Genomic DNA, 25,156 nt, shown 5'->3' on the forward strand with positions numbered 1-25,156 from the left:
TATATGGGCACGTTGCGGAGCGACAGGTAAACTGATATTCTAAAGGCAACGACACACGGACGGGACTGTGGAGGATGAAAAAGAACGGAAAAAAGCCTGTGCCCGGCAATGACAATATCGTTCTGTTTCCGGATCTGGCAGCTAGGCTTCTCGACAAGGCAACGGCTCTTGTCTCGGAAAAGCAGTATCGTGAAGCCAGGGATCTTTTCGGGAAACTGCTTGAACTGGACAGCGGGGATATGAAGGGGTTATATGGCTGGGCCGTCTGTTCGGTCGAAATGGGCGATTATCCTCAGGCGGAAGAGGCCGCTCGGCTGCTGCTCTCGGGTAACACACCGTACTACTATGATGTCTTTCGCCTTTACCTGACGATATTGATCGAAAAGAAGGATTATCGCGGAGCACTGGGTGAGATCAGGCGGCTGGGCGGACACAAGGGCCTCCCTCCGGAATCGAAGGAATTTCTTCGCCAGATGAAGAATTTTTGTGAGATCCGGCTTAATGAGCTGACGCCGGGAGGGACGTCAGGTCGGGGGATGCAGTCCGCCGATGAAAAATCGGATCGGCAGATTGACTGGCGCAAACTTGCAGAGGCGGATCCCAGAGATCAGATGTTGCAGATCCGCAACATGACCGATCAGATGGGTAAGGAAAATCTCCCGGAAATCCGGCAGTTCCTCCTTGATGAAAAACAGAATCCGGAGATCAAGACAATGCTGCTATGCGCGGTTAAAGAGAGCCGGATGGCGGATGAAATTGATGTGTGGAAATTTGGAAAAGTTTATCGTGTAACATTTGACCGCCATTTTCTTCATAAGGAATTTGCTGATCAGATTGAAGAACAGATTCGGAAAGTTCTTGATTCAGAAGATCCGACGCTGGCATCGCTGGCGGTTGAAACAGAACGCTTTTTTACCATGACTGTGTATCCGAGACCATTTGACCCCCCGTCTGCACGTGTATGGGCAGCTGTTTTTTCCATTCAGGCCGCACAGGCTGGTGATATGGACGGAAAGACAGAGGCAATGCTTGAACTTTTCAGTGTTTCTGAAAGTGAGTTTCAGGATGCTTGCCGGATGGTTGAGAAAATAGGAGAGTACGGTGTACGATAAGGCAGATCAGTAATGATTTTTATAAAGCGCCCATAAATTGGTTCAAATCAGTTTTTTCAGCAAAGCTCTTATGTTATAATGACGGAGTTGCATTATTTTAATGTGCGTGAAGAAGATGTTCGGACTGCAAAAGTGGCACGACGGATGTCCGTCCGCCATTAAGAAGCCTCTGGGCTGCAAAGTATTGAAGATATATGTTGGAGGTAAGAATAAATGACTGTAAAAGCAAGCTGGGAAAAGAAAGAAGGAAATGTCGGTACTCTGACTTTTGAGGTAGATGCCGACAGCTTTAACCAGGCACTCGATAAGGCGTTCAGAAAAGTTGTTAAAAAAGTTAATGTGCCTGGATTCCGCAAGGGCCGTGTGCCGCGCGTTCTTTTTGAACAGCGCTTCGGAGTTGAAGCACTGTACGAAGATGCCATTGACTTTGTCCTGCCGGATGCTTATTCTGAAGCCATTGATCAGACAGGCATCGAACCCGTGGACAAGCCGCAGGTCGATGTGGAAGAGATCGGAAAGGGCAAGAGCCTTGTTCTTAAGGCCGATGTCACTGTAAAGCCGGAAGTCAAGCTCGGTGAATACAAGGGCCTTGAGGTTGAAGAAAAGAGCACTGAAGTGACGGATGCCGATGTCGATCACGAAATCAAGCATCTTCAGGAACGCTATGCTGAACTGGTCGTCAAAGAAGACGGTGAAATTGAAAAGGGCGATACAGCGGTCATCGACTTTGACGGCTATGTGGACGGCAAGCCGTTTGAAGGCGGAAAGTCGGAAAATTACTCGCTTGAAATCGGTTCGGGTTCATTTATTCCTGGCTTTGAAGATCAGTTGGTTGGTCTGAAAGCCGACGCTGAAAAAGATGTTGTTGTGACATTCCCTGAAGACTATCATGCCGAAGATCTGAAGGGCAAAGAAGCGACTTTTAAGGTTAAAGTTCATGAAATCAAGCAGAAACAGCTTCCTGAGCTTGATGACGAATTTGCCAAGGATGTCGATGAAGATGTTGACACATTTGCGGCGCTGAAGGAAAAGACAAAGAACCACCTGAAGGAGCACAAAGAAGCGGATGCGACGTCGAGCAAGCGCGAAAGTGTTGTGGAACAGGCTGCCGCAAATGCTGAAATTGATATTCCGGAAGTCATGATCACCAATGAGCAGGACAATATGGTCAAAGAATTCGAACAACGCCTGAAAGCCCAGGGCATGACGCTTGACATGTACAGCAAGCTGACCGGCTCAGATGAAAATGCGCTTCGTGATCAGATGAAAGAAGATGCCAAAACACGTGTCCGTTCGAATCTGACACTTGAAGCGATTGCGAAAGCGGAAAAAATTGAGCCTTCGGAAGAAGACGTTGAAGAAGAACTGAAGAAAATGTCTGAAACCTATAAGCTCAGTGTGGATCAGCTGAAGGCCGCTCTCGGAAGTACTGAACTGGTAAAAGGGGATCTCAGGCTGCGCCAGGCTGTGGACTTCCTGGTAGAAAACAGCACACCGAAGGCTGCAGAGTCTGAGGACAAGGCCGCTGAAGAAGAAAAATAAAATCGGCTGTGTGCTGAAATAAATGTTATATGCGGGTGGACAGATGTAAAAGAAAGCATCTGTCCACCTGCCATTATTTATTACTTTTTATGGCTTTACTTGTTACGATCATCCGGAACATTTTTTATTTAATAATACATATTTGCTTCGACAAGGCATATAGCTTATCGGAAGACTTCTTTTATGTTACAATGCGTACATAAAGAAAACTAACTCACCGATTGCCAAGCCTCGTAAGATGTCGGCGATACAGCGGGATAGGCACTGCACGATGATCTGTCATGTTCGTGCCTGTTAAGGGGAAAGATAAAAGGTAAATCCGGCTGGCAAGGCCCGAGAGTTACCGAATGCTTCGCTCTTGTCTGGAGTATTGATGGACGATAGAATGAATAGGGGTGAAAACATGTTCAAATTTAACGAAGAAAAAGGACAGCTGAAATGCTCGTTCTGCGGAAAGACCCAGGATCAGGTTCGTAAGCTTGTCGCCGGACCAGGCGTCTACATTTGTGACGAATGCATTGAATTGTGCACGGAAATTGTAGAAGAGGAACTGGGCACGGATGAAGAAGTTGAATTCAAGGATATTCCAAAACCACAGGAAATCTGCTCAATTCTGGAAGATTATGTAATCGGACAGAATGATGCTAAGAAGAATTTATCCGTTGCCGTTTATAACCATTATAAAAGAATCAATACGAAGCAAAAACCGGATGATGTTGAACTTTCTAAAAGCAACATTATGATGATTGGACCGACAGGTAGTGGGAAAACCCTGCTCGCCCAGACGCTGGCGCGCATTCTGAATGTCCCGTTCGCCATTGCGGACGCGACATCGCTCACGGAAGCCGGTTATGTCGGGGAAGATGTCGAGAATATTTTGCTTAAGCTGATTCAGGCAGCGGATTACGATGTGGAAAAGGCTGAAAAGGGCATTATTTACATCGACGAAATTGATAAGATTGCCCGAAAGTCGGAAAATCCGTCGATTACAAGAGATGTTTCCGGTGAAGGTGTGCAGCAGGCATTGCTGAAGATTCTTGAAGGCACGGTTGCCAGCGTGCCGCCTCAGGGTGGACGCAAGCATCCGCATCAGGAATTCATTCAGATTGATACAACGAACATCCTGTTCATCTGCGGAGGCGCTTTTGATGGCATTGAGCAGATCATCAAACGCCGTTTGGGCAAAAAGGTGATCGGATTTGGCGCCGGTATGAAGAGTCAGGAAATGCAGCGTGACGACGCACTGAAAAATGTGCTTCCGGAAGACCTGTTGAAATTTGGTCTGATTCCAGAATTTATCGGCCGTCTCCCTGTCATTACGACGCTGAAACAACTTGATGAGAACGCGCTCGTTGACATTCTGACCAAACCGAAAAACGCCTTGGTTAAGCAGTACAAAAAATTGCTTGAACTGGACGATGTTGATCTGGAATTCACGGATGATGCACTCCGCGCCATTGCCAAGCTGGCAATTGAACGCAAAACAGGTGCTCGCGGGCTGCGCTCCATTATCGAAAGCATGACTCTTGACCTCATGTATGAGATCCCTTCACGTGATGATATTGAAAAATGTATCATCACAAAGGCAACTGTTGAGGGCAAGGAACGTCCGACTCTGCAAATGAGCGACGGCACAACGGTCATCAAGAATGCTGAAACACCTAAGGAAAGTGCCTGATCACAGGCGGAAAGAATTGAAAAATAGCCCGTTAATCGGGAATAAAAAAGAGGACTGAGATGGAAAGTTAAACTTTTCATCCCAGTCCTTTTTTATGGCTTGCAAGCTAACGCTGGTAATCAGACTTCGTGATTCATCAATGCCTGTTTTCTCGGTTTCCAGGAACGCATATACTGAGCGATGAAGTATGAGCCAAGGACAAGCAATACGGCAATAATCTGAGCTGTAATGCTCTCAACATTTGGAAAAATGGCGAACCACAGGCCAGCCCAGTCCGGTATCGGCAGATTGAGGCTTGTTGTCGGGATCCAGCCTGCCAGCTGCATCTCCTGCACATTTTCACCGACCATGACGATCAGTACCATTCCAAGCATCACTCCGGTGAGAATCAACATCTTTTTATAAGGCAGTTTGCGCTGGGCCACAAAGGTTAAGGCTGCTACAATCAGTGTTAAAACAAGTCCGATGATGGCCCCGAGGAGTACGATAAAACCACCGGCCTGCATACGAATGGACTGCAAAAAGAGATCCACTTCAAATCCTTCACGATAAACGGCAGTGAATCCAAGCGAAGCCAGGCCAATGTAGGCCGTTTTTCCTGGACTTGAATAGGATGACTGAATCAGTTCACCCTTTTTCTTATTATGTGCCCCGATCCAGGCTGTCCAGTATATTTTATGGAAAAACCAGTTCATTACGAGAAGAAGTACGGCGATAGCCAGAAGTCCAGTGGCCGCCTGAATATTCAACTCGGAAGTGGTGGCTGCAAATAAAGAGATGATGCCAACAACGATAAACCAGGTAGCGAGAGTGGCAAGAAAACCGACGCCTGACCCGGAAGCAATTGGTTTCCAATAGACCTGTTTGGTCCGCATTAATCCGGCAGTGAGGGCAGAAAGCACAAGAATCGCTTCAAGCCCTTCACGAAAGACAAGAATACCTGTATTCACAATGCCCATAGCCCTACTCATATGGTGAACTGTTGGGTCGACCGGATTTCCTCCTGAGGTCACACCCTGCCATATAAATACCCCGGCAATCAAAAAAGTGGCGGCACCGATACACAGCGATTTCAGATGAAAATGCCCAGCCATTATAAAACCCTCCCGAGTAGAGATTATATTAATGAAATTGATAATCATTTTCAATTAAAAATTTTATTCTTTGTTCACAATTTTGTCAATTCATTTTATGAGTGAAGTGAGGCTGTCCTTGGCCATTTACCCATCTCTCGACGGAATTTTTGTTTATCTGTTTTCCTCCTTGGATATACTGCCCAATAAATAAGAGAGAGGAATTGATCTGATTCTCTCAGGAAGGCAGGCAATAAAATGAGCTGGATGGTTTTGCTGATTTTCACGCAAATCTTTTTTGGTGCGATCATTGGGCTGTATTTCTGGAATCTCTTGCGGAACCAGCATGTGCAGCGCATTTCTGTAGATAAGGAGTCAAAGAAGGAGCTGGAACAGCTGGAAAAACAGCGAAGCCGCTCTCTTTCTGAACCATTGTCGGAACGTATCCGTCCGAAATCGCTGGAAGACGTCATCGGCCAGCAAGAGGGTATTCAGGCGTTAAGGGCTGCACTTTGCGGGGCCAATCCGCAGCATGTGATTATTTACGGGCCGCCTGGAATCGGAAAAACAGCGGCTGCCCGGCTTGTTCTTGAAGAAGCGAAAAAGAATCCTGTGTCGCCATTTAACAGCGGGTCACCTTTTATTGAGCTGGATGGAGCGACGGCCAGATTTGATGAACGCGGAATCGCTGATCCTCTGATCGGATCCGTTCATGACCCGATTTATCAGGGGGCCGGGGCGATGGGCCAGGCAGGAATCCCGCAGCCAAAGGAAGGTGCTGTGACTCATGCGCATGGCGGGGTTCTTTTTATTGATGAGATCGGCGAGTTGCATCCCATTCAGATGAATAAGCTGCTTAAAGTGCTTGAGGATCGCAAAGTGTTCCTTGAAAGTGCATATTACAGTGCCGAGAACCACCAGATCCCGGCCTACGTTCATGACATTTTCCAGAATGGGCTGCCCGCTGATTTCCGGTTAATCGGAGCGACGACGCGCCGCCCGGAGGAAATTCCGCCGGCGATACGCTCGCGCTGCCTTGAGATCTTTTTCAGCGAGCTCAGCCGTACAGATATACAGAAAATTGCCGGACGGGCGGCGGGCAAGCTGAATCTGGAGGTGCCACAGGTATGTCTGGAGAAAATAGCGGACTATGCCAAAAATGGGCGTGAGGCTGTGAACATGATGCAGATCGCGGCAGGCATGGCCAGATATCAGAACGGCAGCATTGAAAAAATCGGCCTTGCAGAGATTGAATGGGTGATCCGGTCAAGCCGGCTGGTGCCCAAGCCTAACCGGAAGGTACCGCAAAAACCGGAGATCGGTCTGGTTAACGGTCTGGCAGTTTATGGCCCAGGGCAGGGCGCCCTGCTTGAGATTGAAGCGGCCGTGGTAAAAACCCGCCGGGAAGGGAGCCTGACGATCACAGGTATCGCTGAAGAAGAGACAATGGGTACTTCCGGACGATCCATGACACGAAAGAGCATGGCTCGCGGATCGGTTGAAAATGTACTGACCGTTCTGAACCGGATGGGCTTTGCCACTTATAAATACCACATTCATGTCAATTTTCCGGGCGGTTCGCTCGTTGATGGACCTTCCGCAGGTATTTCGATGGCAGTTGCCATATGTTCAGCCATTCTTTGCCGACGCGTCAGTCCCGATCTGGCTATGACGGGTGAGCTTGGGCTTCACGGTCAGGTCAAGCCGATAGGCGGGGTGATTGCGAAGGTCGAAGCAGCGGCCGAAGCGGGCGCGAAACGGGTCATTATTCCGAGGGAGAACATGCAGGAAACACTGAAAAACTTCGAAAAAGTAGAAGTAATCCCGGTCGATTCACTCCGGGAGGTGCTGGAACTTGCACTGCTTCCGGAGGAGAAAGCCGAATTAAAGCAGGCGTCGGAATCTTATTCCGACGCACTGCTCAGCCGCCCGCTTTCGGCGCGGCCGGTTGGACAGCCAATTGAGAAAGAAGGGTCCTGATTACGGGATCTATGTTTTTGATCAGCAGACCTGTCATTACGACAGGTCTGTTTGTTTCGGAGGGGTTGAAGTCGCGGATGAATGGACACATGGCGGCTCTTACGCTAGAATGAGTGGTGCGCAGTAGTGATCGGAAAGTCACAATTGTTATTGGACAGGCACGGAGTGAGGCCTGCACGTCAGGGAGTGTGAATCATGAAAATTAATCAGGCGGACTACATCATCAGTGCGGTCGGCCCGGCTCAGTATCCTTCTGACGGTCTGCCGGAGATTGCTCTTGCCGGCCGGTCGAATGTCGGGAAATCTTCATTTATTAATAAGATGCTGGGCAGAAGAAATCTGGTCCGAACATCTGAAAAACCGGGAAAAACGCAAAAACTGAACTATTTTAAGATAAACGAGGCCTTTTATTTTGTCGATGTGCCTGGATATGGTTATGCCAAAGTCTCCAAGGCTGACAAAGAAGCTTGGGGGAAAATGCTCGAAAAGTATTTTTCAGAACGTACCCAGCTGAGCGCAGTGGTCCACGTCGTTGATCTGCGCCACCCACCTTCCAAAGATGACGTAAAGATGCATGATTATCTGGCCTACTTTGGTCGCCCTGTCATCACAGTCGCGACCAAGGCGGATAAAATTCCAAAAGGGAAGCACCAAAGCCAGAAACAGGTGATCGCGCGTGACCTCGGTCTCGGTCCGGAGGATTCTCTTCTTTTATTTTCTTCGGTGACCGGTGTGGGAAAAGACGAAGCATGGCGCGCTCTGAGCCCTTATCTGGGCTAAAGATGTGAGCAATGGTGTGCAGACTGCCGCTGATAGGCGGCGGTCAAATAAATACATATAACGCAAGGATGCTATTCAATGCTCTTGGGAGAAGGATGAGAAATGGATTTCACTGAATCAATTGCCGCATATAAAGAGGCAAAACCACTGATGCCGGGCGGGGTAAGCAGCCCCGTCCGGGCTTTTCCTGCTGTAGATCTGAACCCGATCTATATGGATCATGGGAAGGGCTCTAAGATTTATGATCTTGACGGAAATGAATACATTGACTATGTGCTGAGCTGGGGGCCGCTGATTCTTGGCCACGCCGATGAAAAAGTGGTTGAGTTCGTAAAGGAAACGGCAGAAAAAGGGACCAGCTTCGGGGCGCCACATGTTCTGGAAACAAAGCTCGCGGAACTCGTTGTTGAACGCGTTCCTTCTGTTGAAATGGTTCGGATGGTCAACTCCGGAACAGAAGCGACAATGAGTGCGATCCGGCTTGCCCGCGGCTACACTGGAAGAGATAAAATTCTTAAGTTTGAAGGAAGCTATCATGGGAGCTCCGATTCTCTCCTGATCAAAGCAGGGTCGGGTGTCGCGACACTTGGGCTTCCCGACAGCCCAGGCGTTCCCGCACAGCTGGCGAAAGATACCCTGACCGTTCCGTATAATGACGCGGAGAGGGTATCGGACGTTTTTAAACAATACGGACACGACATCGCCTGCGTGATTGTCGAGCCGGTTGCCGGTAATATGGGCGTGGTCCCGCCGATTCCGGGCTTCCTTGAGGAATTGAGAAGAATAACCAAAGCATACGGTTCATTGCTTATTTTTGATGAAGTCATGACCGGATTCCGTGTCGCTTATAATTGTGCACAGGGCTATTATGGCGTGACACCGGATCTGACCACCCTTGGCAAAGTGATTGGCGGCGGGCTTCCGGTCGGTGCCTATGGCGGCCGACGTGATATCATGAAACAAATGGCTCCGGAAGGCCCTATCTATCAGGCGGGTACATTGTCCGGCAATCCGCTGGCTATGGCGGCCGGGTACATGACTCTGTCACAGTTGACACCGGAGGATTATCCTGAATTCAGAAAGAAAGCGGATCGACTGGCTGAAGGCTATCAGGCTGCCGCGAAAAAATACGGCATCCCGCTTACTGTCAATCAGGCGGGGGCTATGATGGGCTTTTTCTTTACGGATCAGAAAGTAATCAATTACAAGCGGTCCAAATCGTCCGACCTGAACCATTTTAAAAAATATTTTGCGGCCATGATTGAACAGGGCATTTCACTGCCACCATCCCAGTTTGAAGGTGTTTTCCTATCAACAAAACACTCAATGGAGGACATTGAAAAAACGATCCAGGCGGCTGAAAATGCTTTTAAACAGATCGCTGAATCTGAGTCATGAAGCGAGACTAAATGATACTTAATTTTTGAGGGAGCCCTTCCAAAGATGATATGAAGGAGCTCCCTCTTGAAAATTCTACTCATACTTTAAGCAAATTGTGCAAAACTAAACCTGTAGGATGATTAATTCCAGAAGGTGGTCGGACATGCATTTTTTGCAGATAGCAATCGAACTGATTGTAGGTTTTGCAGCGCTTTTCCTATTGACGAAAATACTCGGGAAGGCGACCCTCTCCCAAGTCACCGCGTTTGATTTTATTTCGGCGATCGTTTTAGGTGAATTTGTCGGGAACGCACTCTACGATAAAGATACCGGACTCGGATCCATTCTTTTCGCCATCGCATTGTGGGGGCTGCTGATCTACGTTGTTGAGTGGTGCACCCAGAAATTCCGCGGAACACGAAGTTTTTTGGAAGGCAAGCCTTCGGTCGTGATCCGCAACGGACACTTGGACAGGGAGCAGATGAAGAAAGAAAAACTTGATTTAAACATGCTTCAGAATCTTCTCAGGCAGAAAGATGTTTTTTCCGTCCGGGAAGTCGCTTACGCGATTCTGGAAACAGATGGCACGATCAGTGTGTTGAAAAAAAACAAATATGCCAACCCGACAAATGAAGAATTGCAGCAGCCTCAGAAGCCGGTATATCTTCCTGTCACACTCATTCTCGATGGCGAAGTGGACTGGGAAAATCTCAAAAAAGCCGGACTTAATGAAGAATGGCTTCAGAATGAATTACGTAAACATCATATCGATCATGCAAAGGATATTTTTTATTGCGAATGGAAAAAAGATGAGGGCGTTTATCTGGAGAAAATGAAGAAAGAATCTTCCTGAACCGAACGAAAAATTCAAACTGTTTATGATCGCTAAAGAGGCCTTGAGGCTTCTTTTTTTTCACCGGATTCCGGATCCCTGATTGCGCATAAATCCCCACTTCACGCATAGACCTGTATTAAGAACGGATGAGAGGGTGGAAAGCATGTCTCAATCTTCGGATGATCGCTTGCAGTTTTCAATAAATGAGTCGGTGTGGCTCAGGGACGACGCGCCTGCCGAGGAAATTCTGTCTATGGCTCTGGAGCCGGATATAACTGTTGAAGAAAATTGGAATGATGTAACGATTAAAGGATTTTTACGCCTGACCGGCGAGTATAGACCGTCGGATGCCGCGGCCGAACCGGACGAAGTCAAAGCCCCTCCGTTCCGGACCATCGATGAAATTATAGAAACGAATGAAGGTACGGCGGTTCTGGAACATCACTTTCCAATTGATATCACAATACCCTCCGATCGGGTGCCGGATTTGGAAAATCTGTATGTGGTGATTGAATCGTTTGATTACGAACTGGCCGAGCACCGGCATATACAGCTTCAGGCGGATATTGCAATTACCGGCCTGGCAAATTCCAATATCTCGGAAAGGAAAGAAAAGCCGGTGCAGCAGCCGAAGGCAAAGGCACCCGAGCAAAAACCGGCCGCGCCTGCGCCCAAACCAGCCGCCGTGAAAAAACCGGAAGCGGCGCCTGCACCCAAACCGGCAGCACCAGTAGAAAAAAAAGCCGCGCCGCCTGAAAACCCTGCCAAGCCTGCAGTAAAAAAAGAAAATCCGAAGCCCGCTCAGCCTGCAGCGAAGAGTGAGGCCAAAAAAGAAAATAAGCCTGTAAAAAGTGAAATAAAACCGGCCGCGGGAAAAGACAATAAGAAAAATGCTGCCGCCGCTCCGGGCGCGGCAAATGAACATCCGGCCGCGAAAAAGGGAGAACCTGCCAAAGAACAGCCGAAAAATAAGACGCTGAAAAATTTTTTCAAGGGTAAAAGAGAAGACGGTGACGAGGAATATGGCGACGAGATTTTTTCCGGAGAATATGAGGAAATGCCAACCGGCCGCCAGACTGACGACGAGGAGGAAGGTCTGACTGAATATCAATACGAGGCCTTCCGCAAGCCGGAAGCGTCGGAGGATGCTGAGACACCGCCGCCTCTTGTCGCTTTTTCAGAACGTACTGAAGCAGAGCATGGAGCGTCAGGCAGCGCGCCCGAAACTGTTCAGACTGAGAGTCCGAGCAAGAATAAAAGTGACGCAAGCAGTCTGTATCTGACTAAGGTTCTCGCGGGGGATGAATCGGACCAGAAAACGAGAGTTAAAATCTGTATTGTTCAGGCTGGAGAATCACTTGAGAGTATTTCGGAGCGCTATCATGTTCCCGTAACAAGCCTGTTGCGTAAAAACGCGCTGGCTTCAGCAAATATTGAAGCGGGAGAGCTCCTTTATATACCGAAATCGACCAAGGGAAGCCAGGATGAATGACGATACCTCCCTGCTCGTCTCGGCGCTGCAGAACGGCTATCATTTTCGTGAACTGAACATCATTCGGGAGAATCCGTTCTTTATCGGAACAGAACGGGGAATAAAACGTATTCGGTTTTGGAACGATGAGCGATTGCTGCGAACACATATGGATTGGCGAAGGCTGCTGCTCAGCGACCATTTTTTTGTCGACCGGATGTATGCCACTGTCTCCGGCAGTCCATTTATCCGATATGGCCGCTTCGCAATCACATGCCATGATGCTCCTCTTGACGAAGCAGGCTTATCCGCCCGCGAAGAGGTTTGGTCTGAGGCGATTGCTTCGCTGATTCGGAAGAGCCGGGGAGCAGTGGCCGGGCGGGAGAAAATCTCAGTACTCGCCAGGGCGGAAGCCTTTTACGATCAGGCTGAACGATCGGGAGCATTCTACGGACGCGCCGGAGAACTGGCGCGTCTCTGCTATCCCGAGGTTCGTGAACGCGCGTATCAATGCGACAGCTTGAGAAGCAGGCATACGAAGTCTGGAAAATCCTTTATTTTGCCTGCGGATTTCTCGTTCCGGCAGTGCAGGGCGCTGCTTGATACATTGTTTATTGAACTCGGCCAATCGGGAGCGGTAAGCGGATATTCACACCTCGCTGACTTTTTTCTGGAATCTGACCGAAACGAAGGTGAAGATTGCCTGCACCGGCTCTTTCTGCGTATGAAAGAAAAGGGCGTACCGGACGAAGAGACCGCAGATCTGGTCCAGGCGGCCTGGTACGAACCGGAGGAATGGTTCAGGCTTACCGAGTCAATGTTCAGAAATGAAGCGTCCGGGGAACAGGACACAGACGGATTCAAAAAAATTTGGGATCAGAAAACGCGGATCATCGGCCTGTTTCAATCGGTTTACGCGGAATCGGGCTGAATAAGGAGAGGTGACTGATTTTGCCGGCTGAACAGAGTGCGCAGATCAACCGCATACTTTTTCAGTATGATCTCTTTCCTATTCGTGTGGAAACCGCCGGCCCGCTGATCCGAGTAGTTACGGCAAACGGTGATTTCGCCTTGAAACGAAAGAAACTGACAGGAGATCAAATCCGTCACATGGAAACCGCTTATTTGCTCGCACGCCGTCTTGTGATTGATGCAGTTCCCCCGCTGCCTTCAAAATATGGAGATCTGATTATCACAGGTGAAGATCAATGTAGCTATTTAATGCCGTGGTTCGAGGAAACCATCCCTGAATCTGACGTCGTTGAGCGTTATCGGCGATTATTTGTCAAGGCTGGACAGATGCACCGACAGACGATGCAGGCAGAAGGCAATACGGATGCGCTTTTTAAAATGGCGCTGCAAACGGTGATGGCGGGGAAAATGCAATGGGAGCAATTCCTTAATACTGCCGAGCATCACGTTTATCCTTCTCCATTTGAACAAACGGTTCTGAATTCGGCGGGAAGCTATTTGGGAGCGTTAGAACAATCGAATGCTTTTTTTTCAAAAGGCCCGGAAAAAGATGAAGATGGGGGAAATAAAGGTTTTCGCCGTGCGTTATGTCACGGAAGGCTGAGCCCGCTTCATCTGCTGATCGCAGGGGAAAGAAGCTGCCTGACCAACTTTGAGGAGTGCAGGGACGACTTTTTCATCATTGAAACTGCGGCGCTGGTTGAGCAGGCAAACGTGATGCTTCCTGTGGACGGCTCTTCGTGGGATGAATTGCTCCGCTCCTATGTAGCGGCTTGTCCGGTCACAGATGAAGAGCTGGCATTTTTATATCATTCTTTGCTGTGTCCGAGAACTACGATTGATTTGTTGACACAGTACACTTCGGATCACACTGAAAATGAGCTCTGGTTTATCAGGCGATGGGTTCGCTTTGCCAAAGCACAGGGGAATCTGCTCCGCTGCTTCCAGCACTATTTGGAAGAAAGAAAAAAGAAGGAAAGTGCGAAGGAAGAAGTAAAAGACGAAGAAACGAGCGATTAATTCAGAACCACTTTTTCAAAAAGCAAATATAGATGAAAAAGAGTAGAGCGGTGAGCAGGACATCAAAAGTTGTTGGGATAAAGATCGTCCGGAGCAGCTGAAAAAGGGCGAGCGGGAGGACGACAATACTTAGCCCTTCACGGCATTTTTTAAAAAAAGGGGAAAGATTCTTCCTTTTGAACATCCCGAGCACTCCTTTACGGCAAGCCGCGTGGTAAGAATATCTGCGGCGTTTTTATTATGCTTATGACTCAGAACCGGAAAATGTGATAAAAGTGCGGAGAAATTTATACGCGGCGTTGACGGACAGCCTTTTAAATATGTATAATTACAATTAAACACATAAAGTTTAAATGCTGAGACAGGGAGTAGTACACGTCTTTAAGCTGGAAGAAAAGTCCGTCCGATAAAAAATGACGAATTTTTCCGTAAGAGAGGGAAGCTGTTGCGCTGAAAGGCTTCCCAAGCCGCCGGAGTGGAAGTTACCCTTGAGCAGTCTTTCTGAAAGGATGAACCGAGTAGGAAAGTCCGGAAAACCGTTATCAATGATAAGTGTGTGCATGTTTTTTGCGCAAATTAAGGTGGTACCACGGAGCTTTCTTCGTCCTTGTGATGAAGAAAGCTCTTTTTGAGTTCAGCAAAGGAGCGGGAAGCAATGGCAGAAGAAAAAGAAATGGCAACAAAATACGATCCCGGTCAAACGGAAGAAAAATGGTATAAGACCTGGCGGGAGAAAGGTTATTTCAAAGCGGATTCGGATCCGGCTAAGAAACCTTATTCAATCGTGATTCCACCGCCGAATGTCACTGGAAAACTGCATCTCGGCCACGCATGGGATACAACCATGCAGGATCTCTTGATCCGTTTCAAAAGAATGCAGGGATACGATGCTCTGTATCTTCCTGGAATGGATCATGCGGGGATCGCGACACAGGCGAAAGTCGACGCAAAACTGCGCAAGGAAGGAAAATCGCGCTATGATCTCGGGCGAGAGAAATTTCTCGAAGTCGCCTGGGAGTGGAAAAAAGAATATGCGGACTTTATTAGGAAGCAATGGGCGAAACTTGGACTTTCTCTGGATTACTCCAGAGAAAGGTTCACCCTCGATGAAGGCCTTTCCAAGGCTGTTCGCAAGGTGTTTGTTCAGCTTTATGAAAAAGGGCTGATCTACCGCGGCGCCTATATCATCAACTGGGATCCGGCGGCAAGGACGGCTCTTTCAGATATCGAAGTTATTTACAAAGAAATTCCAGGCAATCTGTGGCATGTCAACTATCCGCTTTCAGACGGATCGGGCTCTATTCAGATTGCGACCACACGGCCTGAGACAATGCTCGGAGACACGGCGATCGCCGTCCACCCGGATGATGAACGTTATAAGGATCTGGTCGGGAAAAAAGCCATCCTTCCAATTGTCGGCAGGGAAATCCCGATTATTGCAGACAGCTATGTAGACCGTTCATTCGGTACTGGTGCTGTTAAAATCACACCGGCACATGACCCGAATGACTTTGAAGTCGGCAACCGCCACAATCTGCCACGGATCCTGGTGATTGACGAAGCCGGAAAAATGAATGAAAATGCTGGCAAATATCAGGGATTGGACCGTGACGAATGCCGCAAACAAATTGTCAAAGATCTCGAAGAAAACGGATCACTGGCCTACGTGGAGGAACACGTTCACGCCGTCGGCCATTCTGAACGGACGGGTGTCGTGGTTGAACCGATTTTATCCACACAGTGGTTTGTAAAAATGAAACCGCTGGCTGAAGCATCACTGAAGATGCAGAAGACCAATGATAAAGTTAACTTTGTTCCGGAGCGCTTTGAAGGAACCTATAATCACTGGATGGAAAATATCCGTGACTGGTGTATTTCAAGGCAGCTATGGTGGGGCCATCAGATTCCGGCCTGGTACCATAAAAAAACCGGTGAAATTTATGTTGGTGTGGAAGCGCCTGAAGATATTGAAAATTGGAAGCAGGACGAGGATGTTCTGGATACATGGTTCAGCTCCGCACTGTGGCCATTCTCGACGATGGGCTGGCCGGATGAAGAGGCTCCGGATTTCAAACGTTATTTCCCGACAAATGCGCTTGTGACCGGCTATGACATCATTTTTTTCTGGGTTGCACGGATGATGTTCCAGTCAACCCAATTCACCGAAAAAAGCCCGTTCCATGATGTTCTGATCCATGGGCTTGTCCGTGATGAGCAAGGCCGTAAAATGAGCAAGTCGCTGGGGAACGGCATTGACCCGATGGATGTCATCGCCAAATATGGGGCTGACGCTCTGCGTTATACACTGGCGACAGGTACAACACCCGGCCAGGACCTTACATTCCAGTGGAGCAAGGTTGAAGCTAACTGGAATTTTGCCAATAAGATATGGAACGCATCCCGTTTCGTCATTATGAATCTTGATGGCTTCACGATTGATGACGTGGATATGACGGGCAAAAAGTCTGTTGCCGACCGCTGGATTCTGACACGGCTCAACGCGACCATTGAAAAAGTGACCGCGCTGTATGAAAGCTATGATTTCGGCGAAGCCGGACATTATCTGTATCAGTTTATCTGGGATGATTTCTGCGACTGGTATATTGAAATGGCCAAACTCCCGCTCTACAGTGAGGATGAAGCGGCAAAGGCGGCCACGAAGTCTGTCCTGACCTATGTTCTGGACAAAATTCTTAAGCTGCTGCACCCGATCATGCCTTTTATAACTGAAGAGATCTGGCAGCACTTGCCGCATCAGGGAAAAACGATTATGCGCAGCGACTGGCCGCAGGCTGTTCTCAAATGGAACGATGATCATGCAGCGACTGAAATGGCGATTTTGCAGAATATCATCCGTTCCGTGCGCAACATCCGTGCGGAGAAAAATGTTGCGCCAAAGAAGCCAATCGATATTCTGATAAAAACGGAATCACAAGAAAATACAGAAATACTGGAACAGAACAGATATTATCTTGAAAAGTTCTGTAATCCGGCCTCCCTGCAGATCGGAACAGACATTCAGGCACCCGAAAAGGCTGTCTCTTCTGTCGTTTCCGGTGCGGACATCTATCTTCCGCTGGCCGGGCTAATTAATCTGGATGAAGAGATCGGACGGCTTGGCAAAGAACTTGAGAAGATGAACGCAGAAGTTGATCGTGTTCAGAAAAAGTTAAGCAATCCGCGTTTTGTTGACAAGGCTCCGGAACAGGTTGTCAATGCGGAACGTGAAAAAGAGCAGGATTACCTTCAGAAACGTGACAAAATCGAGGCAAGAATTACTGAATTAAAGGCCTGACAGTGGACAATTAGCGTTCGCTGACACACAATGAACGGTGACGGGTTGATCATCCCGCCGCCGTTTACTGATTATTGGGGGTTAACACAAAGTATGTTTACAACGATAGAAGAAACACTTGACTGGATTCATGGTTTGATACCGCACGGCATGAAGCCGGGGACACAAAGAATGGAGTGGATGTTGGCCCGGCTCGGCAATCCTGAACGCCGTATTCGTACTATTCATGTGGGCGGGACGAACGGAAAGGGTTCTACTGTCAGCTATCTGCGCAATATTTATCAGGAAACCGGACTGAAGGTCGGTACTTTCATTTCGCCCTATATTACTTCGTTTAACGAAAGGATCATGGTGAATGGGGTTCCGATCAGTGATGGCGATCTGGTTAAAGCTGCGAATATCGTCTACCCGCTGACCAAAGCGGTGGAGGTGGAAACAGACTTGGGTGAACCGGCGGAGTTCGAGTCGGTCACAATGCTCAGCTTTGTTTACTTCAGCCAAATGAATCCCTGTGATCTGGTGATCTATGAAGTTGGGCTTGGCGGCAGGCTGGATTCAACGAATGTGATCCATCCTCTTGTCTCAGTCATTACAAATGTGGCAATGGACCATATGAAGCAGTTGGGTAACACAATCACCAGCATCGCCCGTGAAAAGGCCGGCATTATTAAAAAGGGTGTCGGAATCATCACTACGGCGGAGCATCCGGACGCGCTGAAAGTAATTAGGGAAAAGGCGGAGGAAAAGGGTTCTAGCCTCTACATACTGGGCAAGGAATTTCAGGTACGCTCGCTGGGTCATGACGAGGCAGGCGAACACTTTGATTTTGATGGATTTTATCTGCATGAGCGGGATCTCACCCTGCGGATGAAGGGGGAGCACCAGCTGAAAAACGCTGCGGCCGCGCTGATGACCGTTGAATATCTGAAGACGTTCTATGGAATGCCAGCTGAAGACAACGAGATACGCTCGGGGCTCGAAAAAACGGCCTGGCCCGGTCGGTTTGAACGGATGTCGGAAAACCCGCTGATTATTATCGACGGCGCGCATAATGTGCAGGGAACCGAAGCACTTGTCCAGACTGTAAACCGTTATTATCCATCACGCAGAATCCGTGTGCTCTACGCAGCGTTGGAAGACAAGCAATATGAAAAAATGGTCCGGATTATTGAAACGGTGGCATCGGAGATCACGTTAACCACGTTCTCATATCCGCGGGCGGCAGAGAGCAGACTCCTCTACGACGCGTCACTGAATCAGCACAAAACAGAGGACAGCGATTGGAGACACGCGATTCATCGTATGGCCGGGGAAACTGGGAATAAGGACGCTCTCCTAATCTGCGGTTCACTCTATTTCATATCTGCGGTCCGTCATTATCTGCGGAACGAAGACAGCACATGTAGTTGTAAAATAGTAAGGAATAAGTAATACTATTTGGAAAATTATAGATGTTAAGTTGTTTCTGAGCTCATAAAAGCATGCAATAAGTGGAGAAAAAGTTTAATATTAGATGAAGAATTGGAAGTTTCAAAAAAACTTTTAATATTTATTTGCTTTTGCTACAATAAACTTAGTAAAAAAGTATGATTTATTTTGAATATTGCATCGCACATCTTGTTGAAAAGGAGGAAGTGCGATTGAGCAAAGCCAAGAAGAGAGCGGTATGGTTCGCTTGGGCTGTCATCACGGCAGTGTCTCTGCCGTTGCTTTATCTGGTAGATCCGCCGAGAAATGATAGTTTGTCTTCGATCATTATTGTCAGCACTGTATTTTTGATTACCGCCCTTTTCAGCTTCAGGGTTCAGGGCACTGATATTATCGTGCTGCAGGGCATCGGCTTGTCCGCCTTCCTCATTTTCGGCTTGTTTGTCGAAGCGATAATGACCCAGTTCGGCATCCTTGTCTATCTGATGTCTCAGCGTCTCAGCAAAAACGATCTGTACCGTATTCCGGTTAATTCAATCATGTTTTTCGGAGTCTCGGTTTCCGCCGCGGGGGCTTATTATGGGCTCGGGGGACAGACGGAAAACATCGCGCATGTGTTGCTGTCATTCAATCTTATTCCGGTAATCGGCTTTTACGTTGCCGCTTATCTGGCAAATGAAATCATTATCTATTCCTATCGGAAGTGGCTGCTTCGGGTTCAGGAAAATAATAAATGGTTCGACAAAGATATGATTTGGGAAGCTTTTGTCACTTTACTGATGATGCCGCTCGGGATCTCCTTTTATCTTATGTATTCGTCCATGGGTCTTGCCGGCATGTTCATTATTGCGATCCCGATGGTCGCCCTTTCCATTATTATCCGCCTGATTAATATAAGTCAGGACTTGGTTCGTTTTCTTCAGAGTGTCAATCATCTCGGGCAAAAACTGACTGAGGAATTGTCGGTTGATCATGTTATGGATCTGCTGTTCAGTAAAATTCCCGGAATGCTTTCCGCAGATTATATCTATATCATCAGCTATCGTTTTCCGGAGAAGCCGAAAATACTGCGCTTGTTCAGAAAACAAGAATCTGAAAATTTTGTCCCTTTCCAGCAAGAAGCGGATGTGAGCCTCGATGTCTATAGACAGGGGAAGGCGCTGATAGGTACCAGAAATCAGGACATGTACCCGTTTTTGTACGCTCTTTCAGACGGGCATGCCAAATCCTTTTTGTCCGTCCCGATGATGTACCACGGACAAGTCATTGGGGTTCTGACCGTTGCGTCACATCTCTCGAAAGCCTATACGAAAACGGCACGTATCGGCGTGGAAATTATTGGTGATTTCCTGGCCATAGCGCTTGAGAATGCGAGAACATTTGAAATTCGAAAAAAGGAAAGTGAACAGGATCCTCTGACAGATCTGTTTAATTACAGGTATCTGATGAATGTGCTCGATCGCATGTATAACGATCTGACACTGAGTACTTTTTCGGTGATTATGATGGATATTGACGATTTTAAGACGATCAATGACACCCATGGACATCAGAATGGCAATGCGGTATTGATCGGGGTGGCTAATCGTCTGCGCAGTACAGTCGGGGAGAAGGGCATCATTGCCCGCTATGGCGGAGAGGAATTTACTGTGGTCCTGCCGGGGATCGACCGGAATATTTGCTTTGCGATGGCAGAATCGATCCGCCAGGCCGTAGCGACCGATCCTTTTATGATCTATATTGAAGATGAACATCGGTACAGACAGATCCATGTCACGATCAGTATAGGTATTTCAACCGCAAGGGCGGACGCTTCGGGTCCGGCAGAGTTGATAAATAATGCGGATCATGCGATGTATGTTGGCGCTAAACGGAAAGGTAAAAATAGGGTTGCCCGTTATGTGTAAAAGAATGGGTATTAAAATAAATAGCGAAAAAAAATTGGGACAAGACGACATGAGTCTTGTCCTTTTTTGTTTGGTTTATGTTACCCTGTCCGAAGTAGTCCTGCCTTTATTAAGGAGGGAATCGTGTGGACGGGAACAGGAAGCAAAAACCGGATGTGGTCATTCGGTTCAATGGTGAGAGACACAGTCTGGAAGAGTGGACGAAAAAGGAGACAGCTGCTGAAAAGGAGAAGCTGCTGGAATGGGATCATGCCTTTTCAGGGCAGATGGATCTTCAAGCGAAGCCTGGCGGGCAAAACTCGAATAGCCTTTCTGAACACTTGTCCTATCCTAAAGAAATTAAATCCGGGCGCATTAAGGGCAAATTAGATTCATTACCTGTTCGGTTATTGAGGACGATTAGGATATACTGGCTTCCCGGTGCCGCGGCAATTGTTATCGGATTAGTGATCGGATTAACGATGCTGACTGTTTTTTCCGGGAAAGAGGAAACGGGCAGCACTGTATGGGGAAAAAAATCCGGGACAATTTCATCCGGATCAAACACAGTTAAGATACAAAGCGGCAGCCTTGATCTGTCCGTTTATCTTGTTCAGGCCGGCGTTTTTTCGACAAGGGCGAGAGCGGATCAGGTTTCACAGGGACTGAGAAAAGAAGGTTTTGCTGCGGTGACAGCGGGAAATAACCCGACTGCCGTACTGATTGGCGCGGCTTCTTCTAAAAATGGTGCGGCGCAATTGGAGAGCTTTTATAAAAGCAGGGACATATCGGTCTATCAGAAATATCTTCAGATCCGTCCGCAGAGCACGCAGATATTAAAAAATAACACACTGGCTGCTGCGACACTGAAAGTTAAAACTTTTATCAGTACTCTTCTCACGGCTTCAGGTGAAAGTGACAGCGGGCAGAAAACCATATCGACTGCGACTGCTCACCGATTGGAAAACATACTTGTCGATTGGAAGGGAGCAGATAATAATATGTCAGGAAACATTGACAAGCAATTAAACGGAAGTCTGGAGGCGGCTGCGGACCATGCCCTTGTTCAGGTACAAGCATTGCAGCACAAGGGAACCGTTGAAAATTACTACAGTTTGCAGCAATCGTTGCTAGAAATAATCGCTCTTTACCAGAGTTTACTTCTTGGACAGTGAAGACTTCAAAAATAATTGATATGATTTCATTATTTATTGTCATAAATGTGCTGATCCTGTCGAAAATAATGAACGACGGTTCTTGAATGACCGATTTTTTGACTTTTCCCTTCTGCATGGAAATCCTGAAAAAGTTATGTTATTAAAAACAGGATCGGCTTATTGCCGGCTGCAGATCAGGGGGAAATCTAAATTGGTAAAGCATGTCATGATGAAAGATGTTCCGGATGCCGACCGTCCGCGTGAACGCTTGATATTGGATGGCGCAGGTGCACTGTCTCTTCAGGAACTGTTCGCGATCATACTTCGCTCAGGTTCAAAAAATGAATCTGTGCTTCAATTGTCCGGAAGGCTGATCAGTCACTTTAAAGGGCTCGATCTTCTCAGAGAGGCAAGCGTTGAAGAACTTGAAGAGATAAAGGGTATTGGCAGAGCCAAGGCTGTGCAGCTGTTGGCCAGTTTTGAAGTAGGAAAACGAATGATCCGTTATCAGCGTGATTCGCAATATACAGTCGGATCTCCCGAGGATGGGGCAAATTATGTTATGGAGGAAATGCGTTCGCTTCAACAGGAGCATTTCGTGGTGTTATTTCTTAACACAAAGAACCAGGTGCTTCATAAATCAACTATCTTTATCGGAAGCCTGAATTCTTCTATTGTCCATCCGAGGGAAGTCTTCAAAGAGGCGGTTCGGCGTTCGGCAGCGGCAATGATTTGTTTCCATAATCATCCATCCGGTGATCCGACACCGAGCCGAGAGGATATTGATGTAACTAAGAGGCTTGTCGCATGCGGAAAAATGCTTGGCGTCGATATTCTCGACCATATTGTAATCGGCGATAGAAAATTTACCAGCTTGAAACAGAAGGGCATGATGTAGAACTAAAGCTCGGACCGGAATGGAATTTTAAAATCCGGAAAATGATTTTTGTATACTTGATGACCAGCTACTATAATTTTAATGCTAAGTACGATATAATAAAACTTATGAGTTCTGTAATTTGAAGGGAGATTACATAGATGTTTGGCGGATTTTCAAGAGACATGGGGATTGATTTGGGCACGGCGAACACGCTGGTGTATGTGAAGGGAAAAGGTGTCGTCGTCCGAGAACCGTCTGTTGTCGCTCTGCATACGGATACAGGGCTGATTGAAGCGGTCGGCACCCCAGCTAAAAATATGATCGGAAGAACGCCTGGAAACATTGTTGCTGTGCGCCCGATGAAGGATGGTGTGATCGCCGACTTCGACACGACAGCAACAATGATGAAATATTTTATTAATGAAGCTCAGAAACAGCGCTCCATTTTTTCACGCAAGCCAAATGTGATGGTCTGTGTGCCATCAGGAATTACAGCGGTCGAAAAAAGGGCCGTTGAAGACGCGACGAAGCAAGCCGGAGCACGGGAGGCATATACCATTGAGGAACCTTTTGCTGCTGCGGTCGGCGCTGACCTTCCTGTCTGGGAACCTACAGGAAGCATGGTTGTTGATATCGGCGGCGGAACGACAGAAGTCGCGATTATTTCTCTCGGCGGTATTGTGACCAGCCAGTCCATCCGGGTCGCCGGGGATGACATGGATGAAGCTATTGTTCAGTTTATCAAGAAAAATTACAATCTGATGATCGGAGAAAGGACCGCAGAAACACTGAAAATAGAAATCGGTTCAGCTGGTGGTTCCGAATCCGTTGAAAGTACGAAAATGGATATCCGTGGACGTGATCTTCTGACCGGGCTTCCAAAAACCATTGAAGTGACCGGCAAAGAAGTAGCTTCCGCTCTGAAAGACACAGTGGGGCAGATCGTGGAAGCAGTCAAGGTTACATTGGAACAGACTCCTCCAGAATTGGCAGCGGATATTATGGATCGCGGTATTGTGCTGACAGGCGGTGGAGCGCTCCTGAATAATCTAGACCATTTGCTGAGCGATGAGACCAAAATGCCGGTCATTGTTGCCGAGAATCCTCTGGATTGCGTCGCTATAGGTACCGGACGGTCTCTGGATAACATCCATCTTTTTCGCTCAAAATCAAGACTAGGCGCTTCATCGAACCGAAAATAACAGTTGTCTGAAATTAAATCATTTTGTGACTGATTAAGCAGGTGTTTCTATGCCTTCATTTTTTTCAAATAAAAAACTTATTTTGCTGCTCACGAGTCTGATCGTACTGATTGCCCTGATCAGTTACTCGCTGCGGCAGGGAAACCGCTCTTCATGGCCGGAACAGTTTGCCCAGGATTCGGTGGGACTGTTCCAATATGTGCTCAATGTGCCCGCTCAATATGCAGCGGGTTTCTTTCAGAATGTAAGCGACATAAAAAATGCTTATGAAGAGAATAAAAAACTTAAAGCAAATCTGGAAAACTATGCGAGAGTTGAGCAACAGAACAGAGATTTGTCTGCTCGATACAATCAAATGCGACGTTTGCTGAACATTGAAAAGGATCCCAATCTCCTTTCCTATAAGAAATATGCGGCTGAAGTGATAAGCAGAGCGCCTGATCAGTGGAATCAACTGATGACCGTTGACAAAGGGAGTGTCAACGGAATCAAAACAGGTATGCCTGTCGTTACTGCTGATGGACTGGTTGGAACTATTTCCCAGGTTGGGAATTTCTCAAGTAAAGTTTCACTGATTTCAAATCAACAGAATGTGAATCAAATTTCAGCCATCATACAAAATACCAGAACCTATGGAATGATCGAAGGATATGATCCTAATAGAGGCACTTTGCTGTTCCAGAAGATACCGATTAAGGCCAATCTGAAAAAGGGACAGATAGTGACGACTTCGGGGCTGAGCGGGATGTATCCACCAGGCCTGATGATCGGAACAATAACGTCTGTCTCAACAGATCCTTACGGACTGACTCAGGCTGCTGAGGTAAAGCCGTCGGCCAACCTCAACGACATCATCTATGTGATGATCATTGACAAAAGTGCTGCAGCGACTGGTACGGGGGGGTAAAGAGATGAAGCAGTTTAAACTTTTTATCTTTCTGTTTTTCACTTTTATGGCTGAAGGTACAATTATGATGCATTTTATTCCTTACGAAAATTGGGGACATATCCAGATTGTTCCTGATTTTTTGTTTGTTCTTCTGCTTATGGTGGCGTTCTTTGCCGATGAGGGCTGGGGCATGAGATATGCGATTGTTTTTGGCTTGCTGACAGATTTAGTCTATACTTCTATTATTGGTGTGTACGCATTCAGCATGGGTCTCGCTGTTTATGTAACCTATTCATTATCCAAATGGGTGAACATGAATATTGTGATGACGGCAGTACTGTCGGCTTTCGGTGTGTTTTTTCTTCAGACTGAGGTCTATCTGATCTACCTTATGATTCGACTGACAGATCAGCCCATGAACATATTTTTTCAGTGGCGTATCCCCGCAACCATCGGCCTGAATATTGTTTTTACACTGGTTGTCTATTTCCCATTCAAGCGTTTTCTTTCGGGAATGAAAAAAACTGAGCTCGATTAAAAATCCGAGATTGGCTCTGCCACTGAAAAATAAATTCA

Annotated in this window: 20 protein-coding genes and 1 other annotated feature; of the genes, 18 read left to right on the top strand and 2 right to left on the bottom strand. The window is 47.4% G+C overall.

Annotation, left to right across the window (positions count from 1 at the left end; translation table 11 throughout):
- Positions 1 to 74 precede the first annotated feature (74 nt).
- The 3 genes from E4665_RS03845 (at position 75) to clpX (ending at position 4,332) form a co-directional block, all read left to right on the top strand.
- Positions 75 to 1,112 (top strand): tetratricopeptide repeat protein, encoded by a 1,038-nt coding sequence (locus E4665_RS03845; protein WP_135347490.1) that lies wholly within the window; start codon positions 75 to 77, stop codon positions 1,110 to 1,112.
- A 213-nt stretch (positions 1,113 to 1,325) separates the two neighbouring features.
- Positions 1,326 to 2,654: a trigger factor gene (gene tig, locus E4665_RS03850; RefSeq protein WP_135347491.1), complete on the top strand. Its 1,329-nt coding sequence runs from the start codon at positions 1,326 to 1,328 to the stop codon at positions 2,652 to 2,654.
- A gap of 403 nt (positions 2,655 to 3,057) precedes the next feature.
- The gene (gene clpX, locus E4665_RS03855; protein WP_135347492.1) at positions 3,058 to 4,332 is read left to right on the top strand and encodes an ATP-dependent protease ATP-binding subunit ClpX; all 1,275 of its coding nucleotides are present in this window, start codon (positions 3,058 to 3,060) and stop codon (positions 4,330 to 4,332) included.
- Positions 4,333 to 4,451: 119 nt separating this feature from the next.
- On the opposite strand, the gene E4665_RS03860 is transcribed toward clpX, so the two are convergent.
- Positions 4,452 to 5,426 carry an FTR1 family iron permease gene (locus E4665_RS03860; RefSeq protein WP_135347493.1) on the bottom strand — a complete coding sequence of 325 codons (975 nt, stop codon included), beginning with the start codon at positions 5,424 to 5,426 and terminating at the stop codon, positions 4,452 to 4,454.
- Positions 5,427 to 5,663: 237 nt separating this feature from the next.
- Between E4665_RS03860 and lonB the strand changes: the two genes are divergently transcribed.
- From lonB to E4665_RS03895, 7 genes are all read left to right on the top strand, one after another.
- The gene (lonB, locus tag E4665_RS03865) at positions 5,664 to 7,385 is read left to right on the top strand and encodes an ATP-dependent protease LonB (RefSeq protein WP_135347494.1); all 1,722 of its coding nucleotides are present in this window, start codon (positions 5,664 to 5,666) and stop codon (positions 7,383 to 7,385) included.
- Between the two features lie 195 nt (positions 7,386 to 7,580).
- Entirely contained in the window at positions 7,581 to 8,165 is a 585-nt protein-coding gene (gene yihA, locus E4665_RS03870) for a ribosome biogenesis GTP-binding protein YihA/YsxC (RefSeq protein WP_135347495.1), read from the top strand.
- Between the two features lie 102 nt (positions 8,166 to 8,267).
- Positions 8,268 to 9,563: a glutamate-1-semialdehyde 2,1-aminomutase gene (hemL, locus tag E4665_RS03875; protein WP_135347496.1), complete on the top strand. Its 1,296-nt coding sequence runs from the start codon at positions 8,268 to 8,270 to the stop codon at positions 9,561 to 9,563.
- A gap of 145 nt (positions 9,564 to 9,708) precedes the next feature.
- The gene (locus E4665_RS03880) at positions 9,709 to 10,398 is read left to right on the top strand and encodes a YetF domain-containing protein (RefSeq protein WP_135347497.1); all 690 of its coding nucleotides are present in this window, start codon (positions 9,709 to 9,711) and stop codon (positions 10,396 to 10,398) included.
- A gap of 145 nt (positions 10,399 to 10,543) precedes the next feature.
- Positions 10,544 to 11,872, top strand: coding sequence for a LysM peptidoglycan-binding domain-containing protein (locus tag E4665_RS03885; protein WP_135347498.1), 1,329 nt, complete (start codon positions 10,544 to 10,546; stop codon positions 11,870 to 11,872).
- Positions 11,865 to 12,782, top strand: a complete 918-nt coding sequence (locus E4665_RS03890) for a hypothetical protein (protein ID WP_135347499.1) — start codon at positions 11,865 to 11,867, stop codon at positions 12,780 to 12,782. Before E4665_RS03885 ends, E4665_RS03890 begins: the two co-directional genes overlap by 8 nt.
- Positions 12,783 to 12,802: 20 nt before the next feature.
- Positions 12,803 to 13,843, top strand: coding sequence for a spore coat protein YsxE (locus tag E4665_RS03895; RefSeq protein ID WP_135347500.1), 1,041 nt, complete (start codon positions 12,803 to 12,805; stop codon positions 13,841 to 13,843).
- A 1-nt stretch (position 13,844) separates the two neighbouring features.
- Here the strand turns inward: E4665_RS03895 and E4665_RS03900 are convergent, their stop codons facing one another.
- Positions 13,845 to 14,027 (bottom strand): hypothetical protein, encoded by a 183-nt coding sequence (locus tag E4665_RS03900; protein WP_135347501.1) that lies wholly within the window; start codon positions 14,025 to 14,027, stop codon positions 13,845 to 13,847.
- Between the two features lie 165 nt (positions 14,028 to 14,192).
- Positions 14,193 to 14,455 (top strand) — a binding site (T-box leader).
- 43 nt (positions 14,456 to 14,498) lie between these two features.
- Here E4665_RS03900 and E4665_RS03905 point away from each other — a divergent pair.
- The 8 genes from E4665_RS03905 to mreD all read left to right on the top strand — a co-directional run bounded on the left by E4665_RS03905 (position 14,499) and on the right by mreD (position 25,118).
- Positions 14,499 to 17,138: a valine--tRNA ligase gene (locus E4665_RS03905; protein ID WP_135347502.1), complete on the top strand. Its 2,640-nt coding sequence runs from the start codon at positions 14,499 to 14,501 to the stop codon at positions 17,136 to 17,138.
- A 93-nt stretch (positions 17,139 to 17,231) separates the two neighbouring features.
- Entirely contained in the window at positions 17,232 to 18,569 is a 1,338-nt protein-coding gene (locus tag E4665_RS03910; RefSeq protein ID WP_135347503.1) for a bifunctional folylpolyglutamate synthase/dihydrofolate synthase, read from the top strand.
- Between the two features lie 203 nt (positions 18,570 to 18,772).
- On the top strand, positions 18,773 to 20,473 hold the full coding sequence (locus tag E4665_RS03915; protein WP_241654654.1) for a sensor domain-containing diguanylate cyclase: 1,701 nt from the start codon (positions 18,773 to 18,775) through the stop codon (positions 20,471 to 20,473).
- A gap of 125 nt (positions 20,474 to 20,598) precedes the next feature.
- Complete coding sequence (locus E4665_RS03920) at positions 20,599 to 21,627, top strand: SPOR domain-containing protein (protein WP_135347505.1); 1,029 nt, start codon at positions 20,599 to 20,601, stop codon at positions 21,625 to 21,627.
- A gap of 208 nt (positions 21,628 to 21,835) precedes the next feature.
- Positions 21,836 to 22,507, top strand: coding sequence for a RadC family protein (radC, locus tag E4665_RS03925; protein ID WP_167815114.1), 672 nt, complete (start codon positions 21,836 to 21,838; stop codon positions 22,505 to 22,507).
- Between the two features lie 140 nt (positions 22,508 to 22,647).
- The gene (locus tag E4665_RS03930; protein WP_135347507.1) at positions 22,648 to 23,691 is read left to right on the top strand and encodes a rod shape-determining protein; all 1,044 of its coding nucleotides are present in this window, start codon (positions 22,648 to 22,650) and stop codon (positions 23,689 to 23,691) included.
- Positions 23,692 to 23,740: 49 nt separating this feature from the next.
- Positions 23,741 to 24,598, top strand: coding sequence for a rod shape-determining protein MreC (gene mreC, locus E4665_RS03935; protein ID WP_135347508.1), 858 nt, complete (start codon positions 23,741 to 23,743; stop codon positions 24,596 to 24,598).
- Positions 24,599 to 24,602: 4 nt separating this feature from the next.
- Positions 24,603 to 25,118, top strand: coding sequence for a rod shape-determining protein MreD (mreD, locus tag E4665_RS03940; protein WP_135347509.1), 516 nt, complete (start codon positions 24,603 to 24,605; stop codon positions 25,116 to 25,118).
- The last annotated feature ends 38 nt before the right edge of the window (positions 25,119 to 25,156 follow it).

Source organism: Sporolactobacillus shoreae (assembly GCF_004684935.1).
GTDB lineage: Bacteria > Bacillota > Bacilli > Bacillales > Sporolactobacillaceae > Sporolactobacillus > Sporolactobacillus shoreae.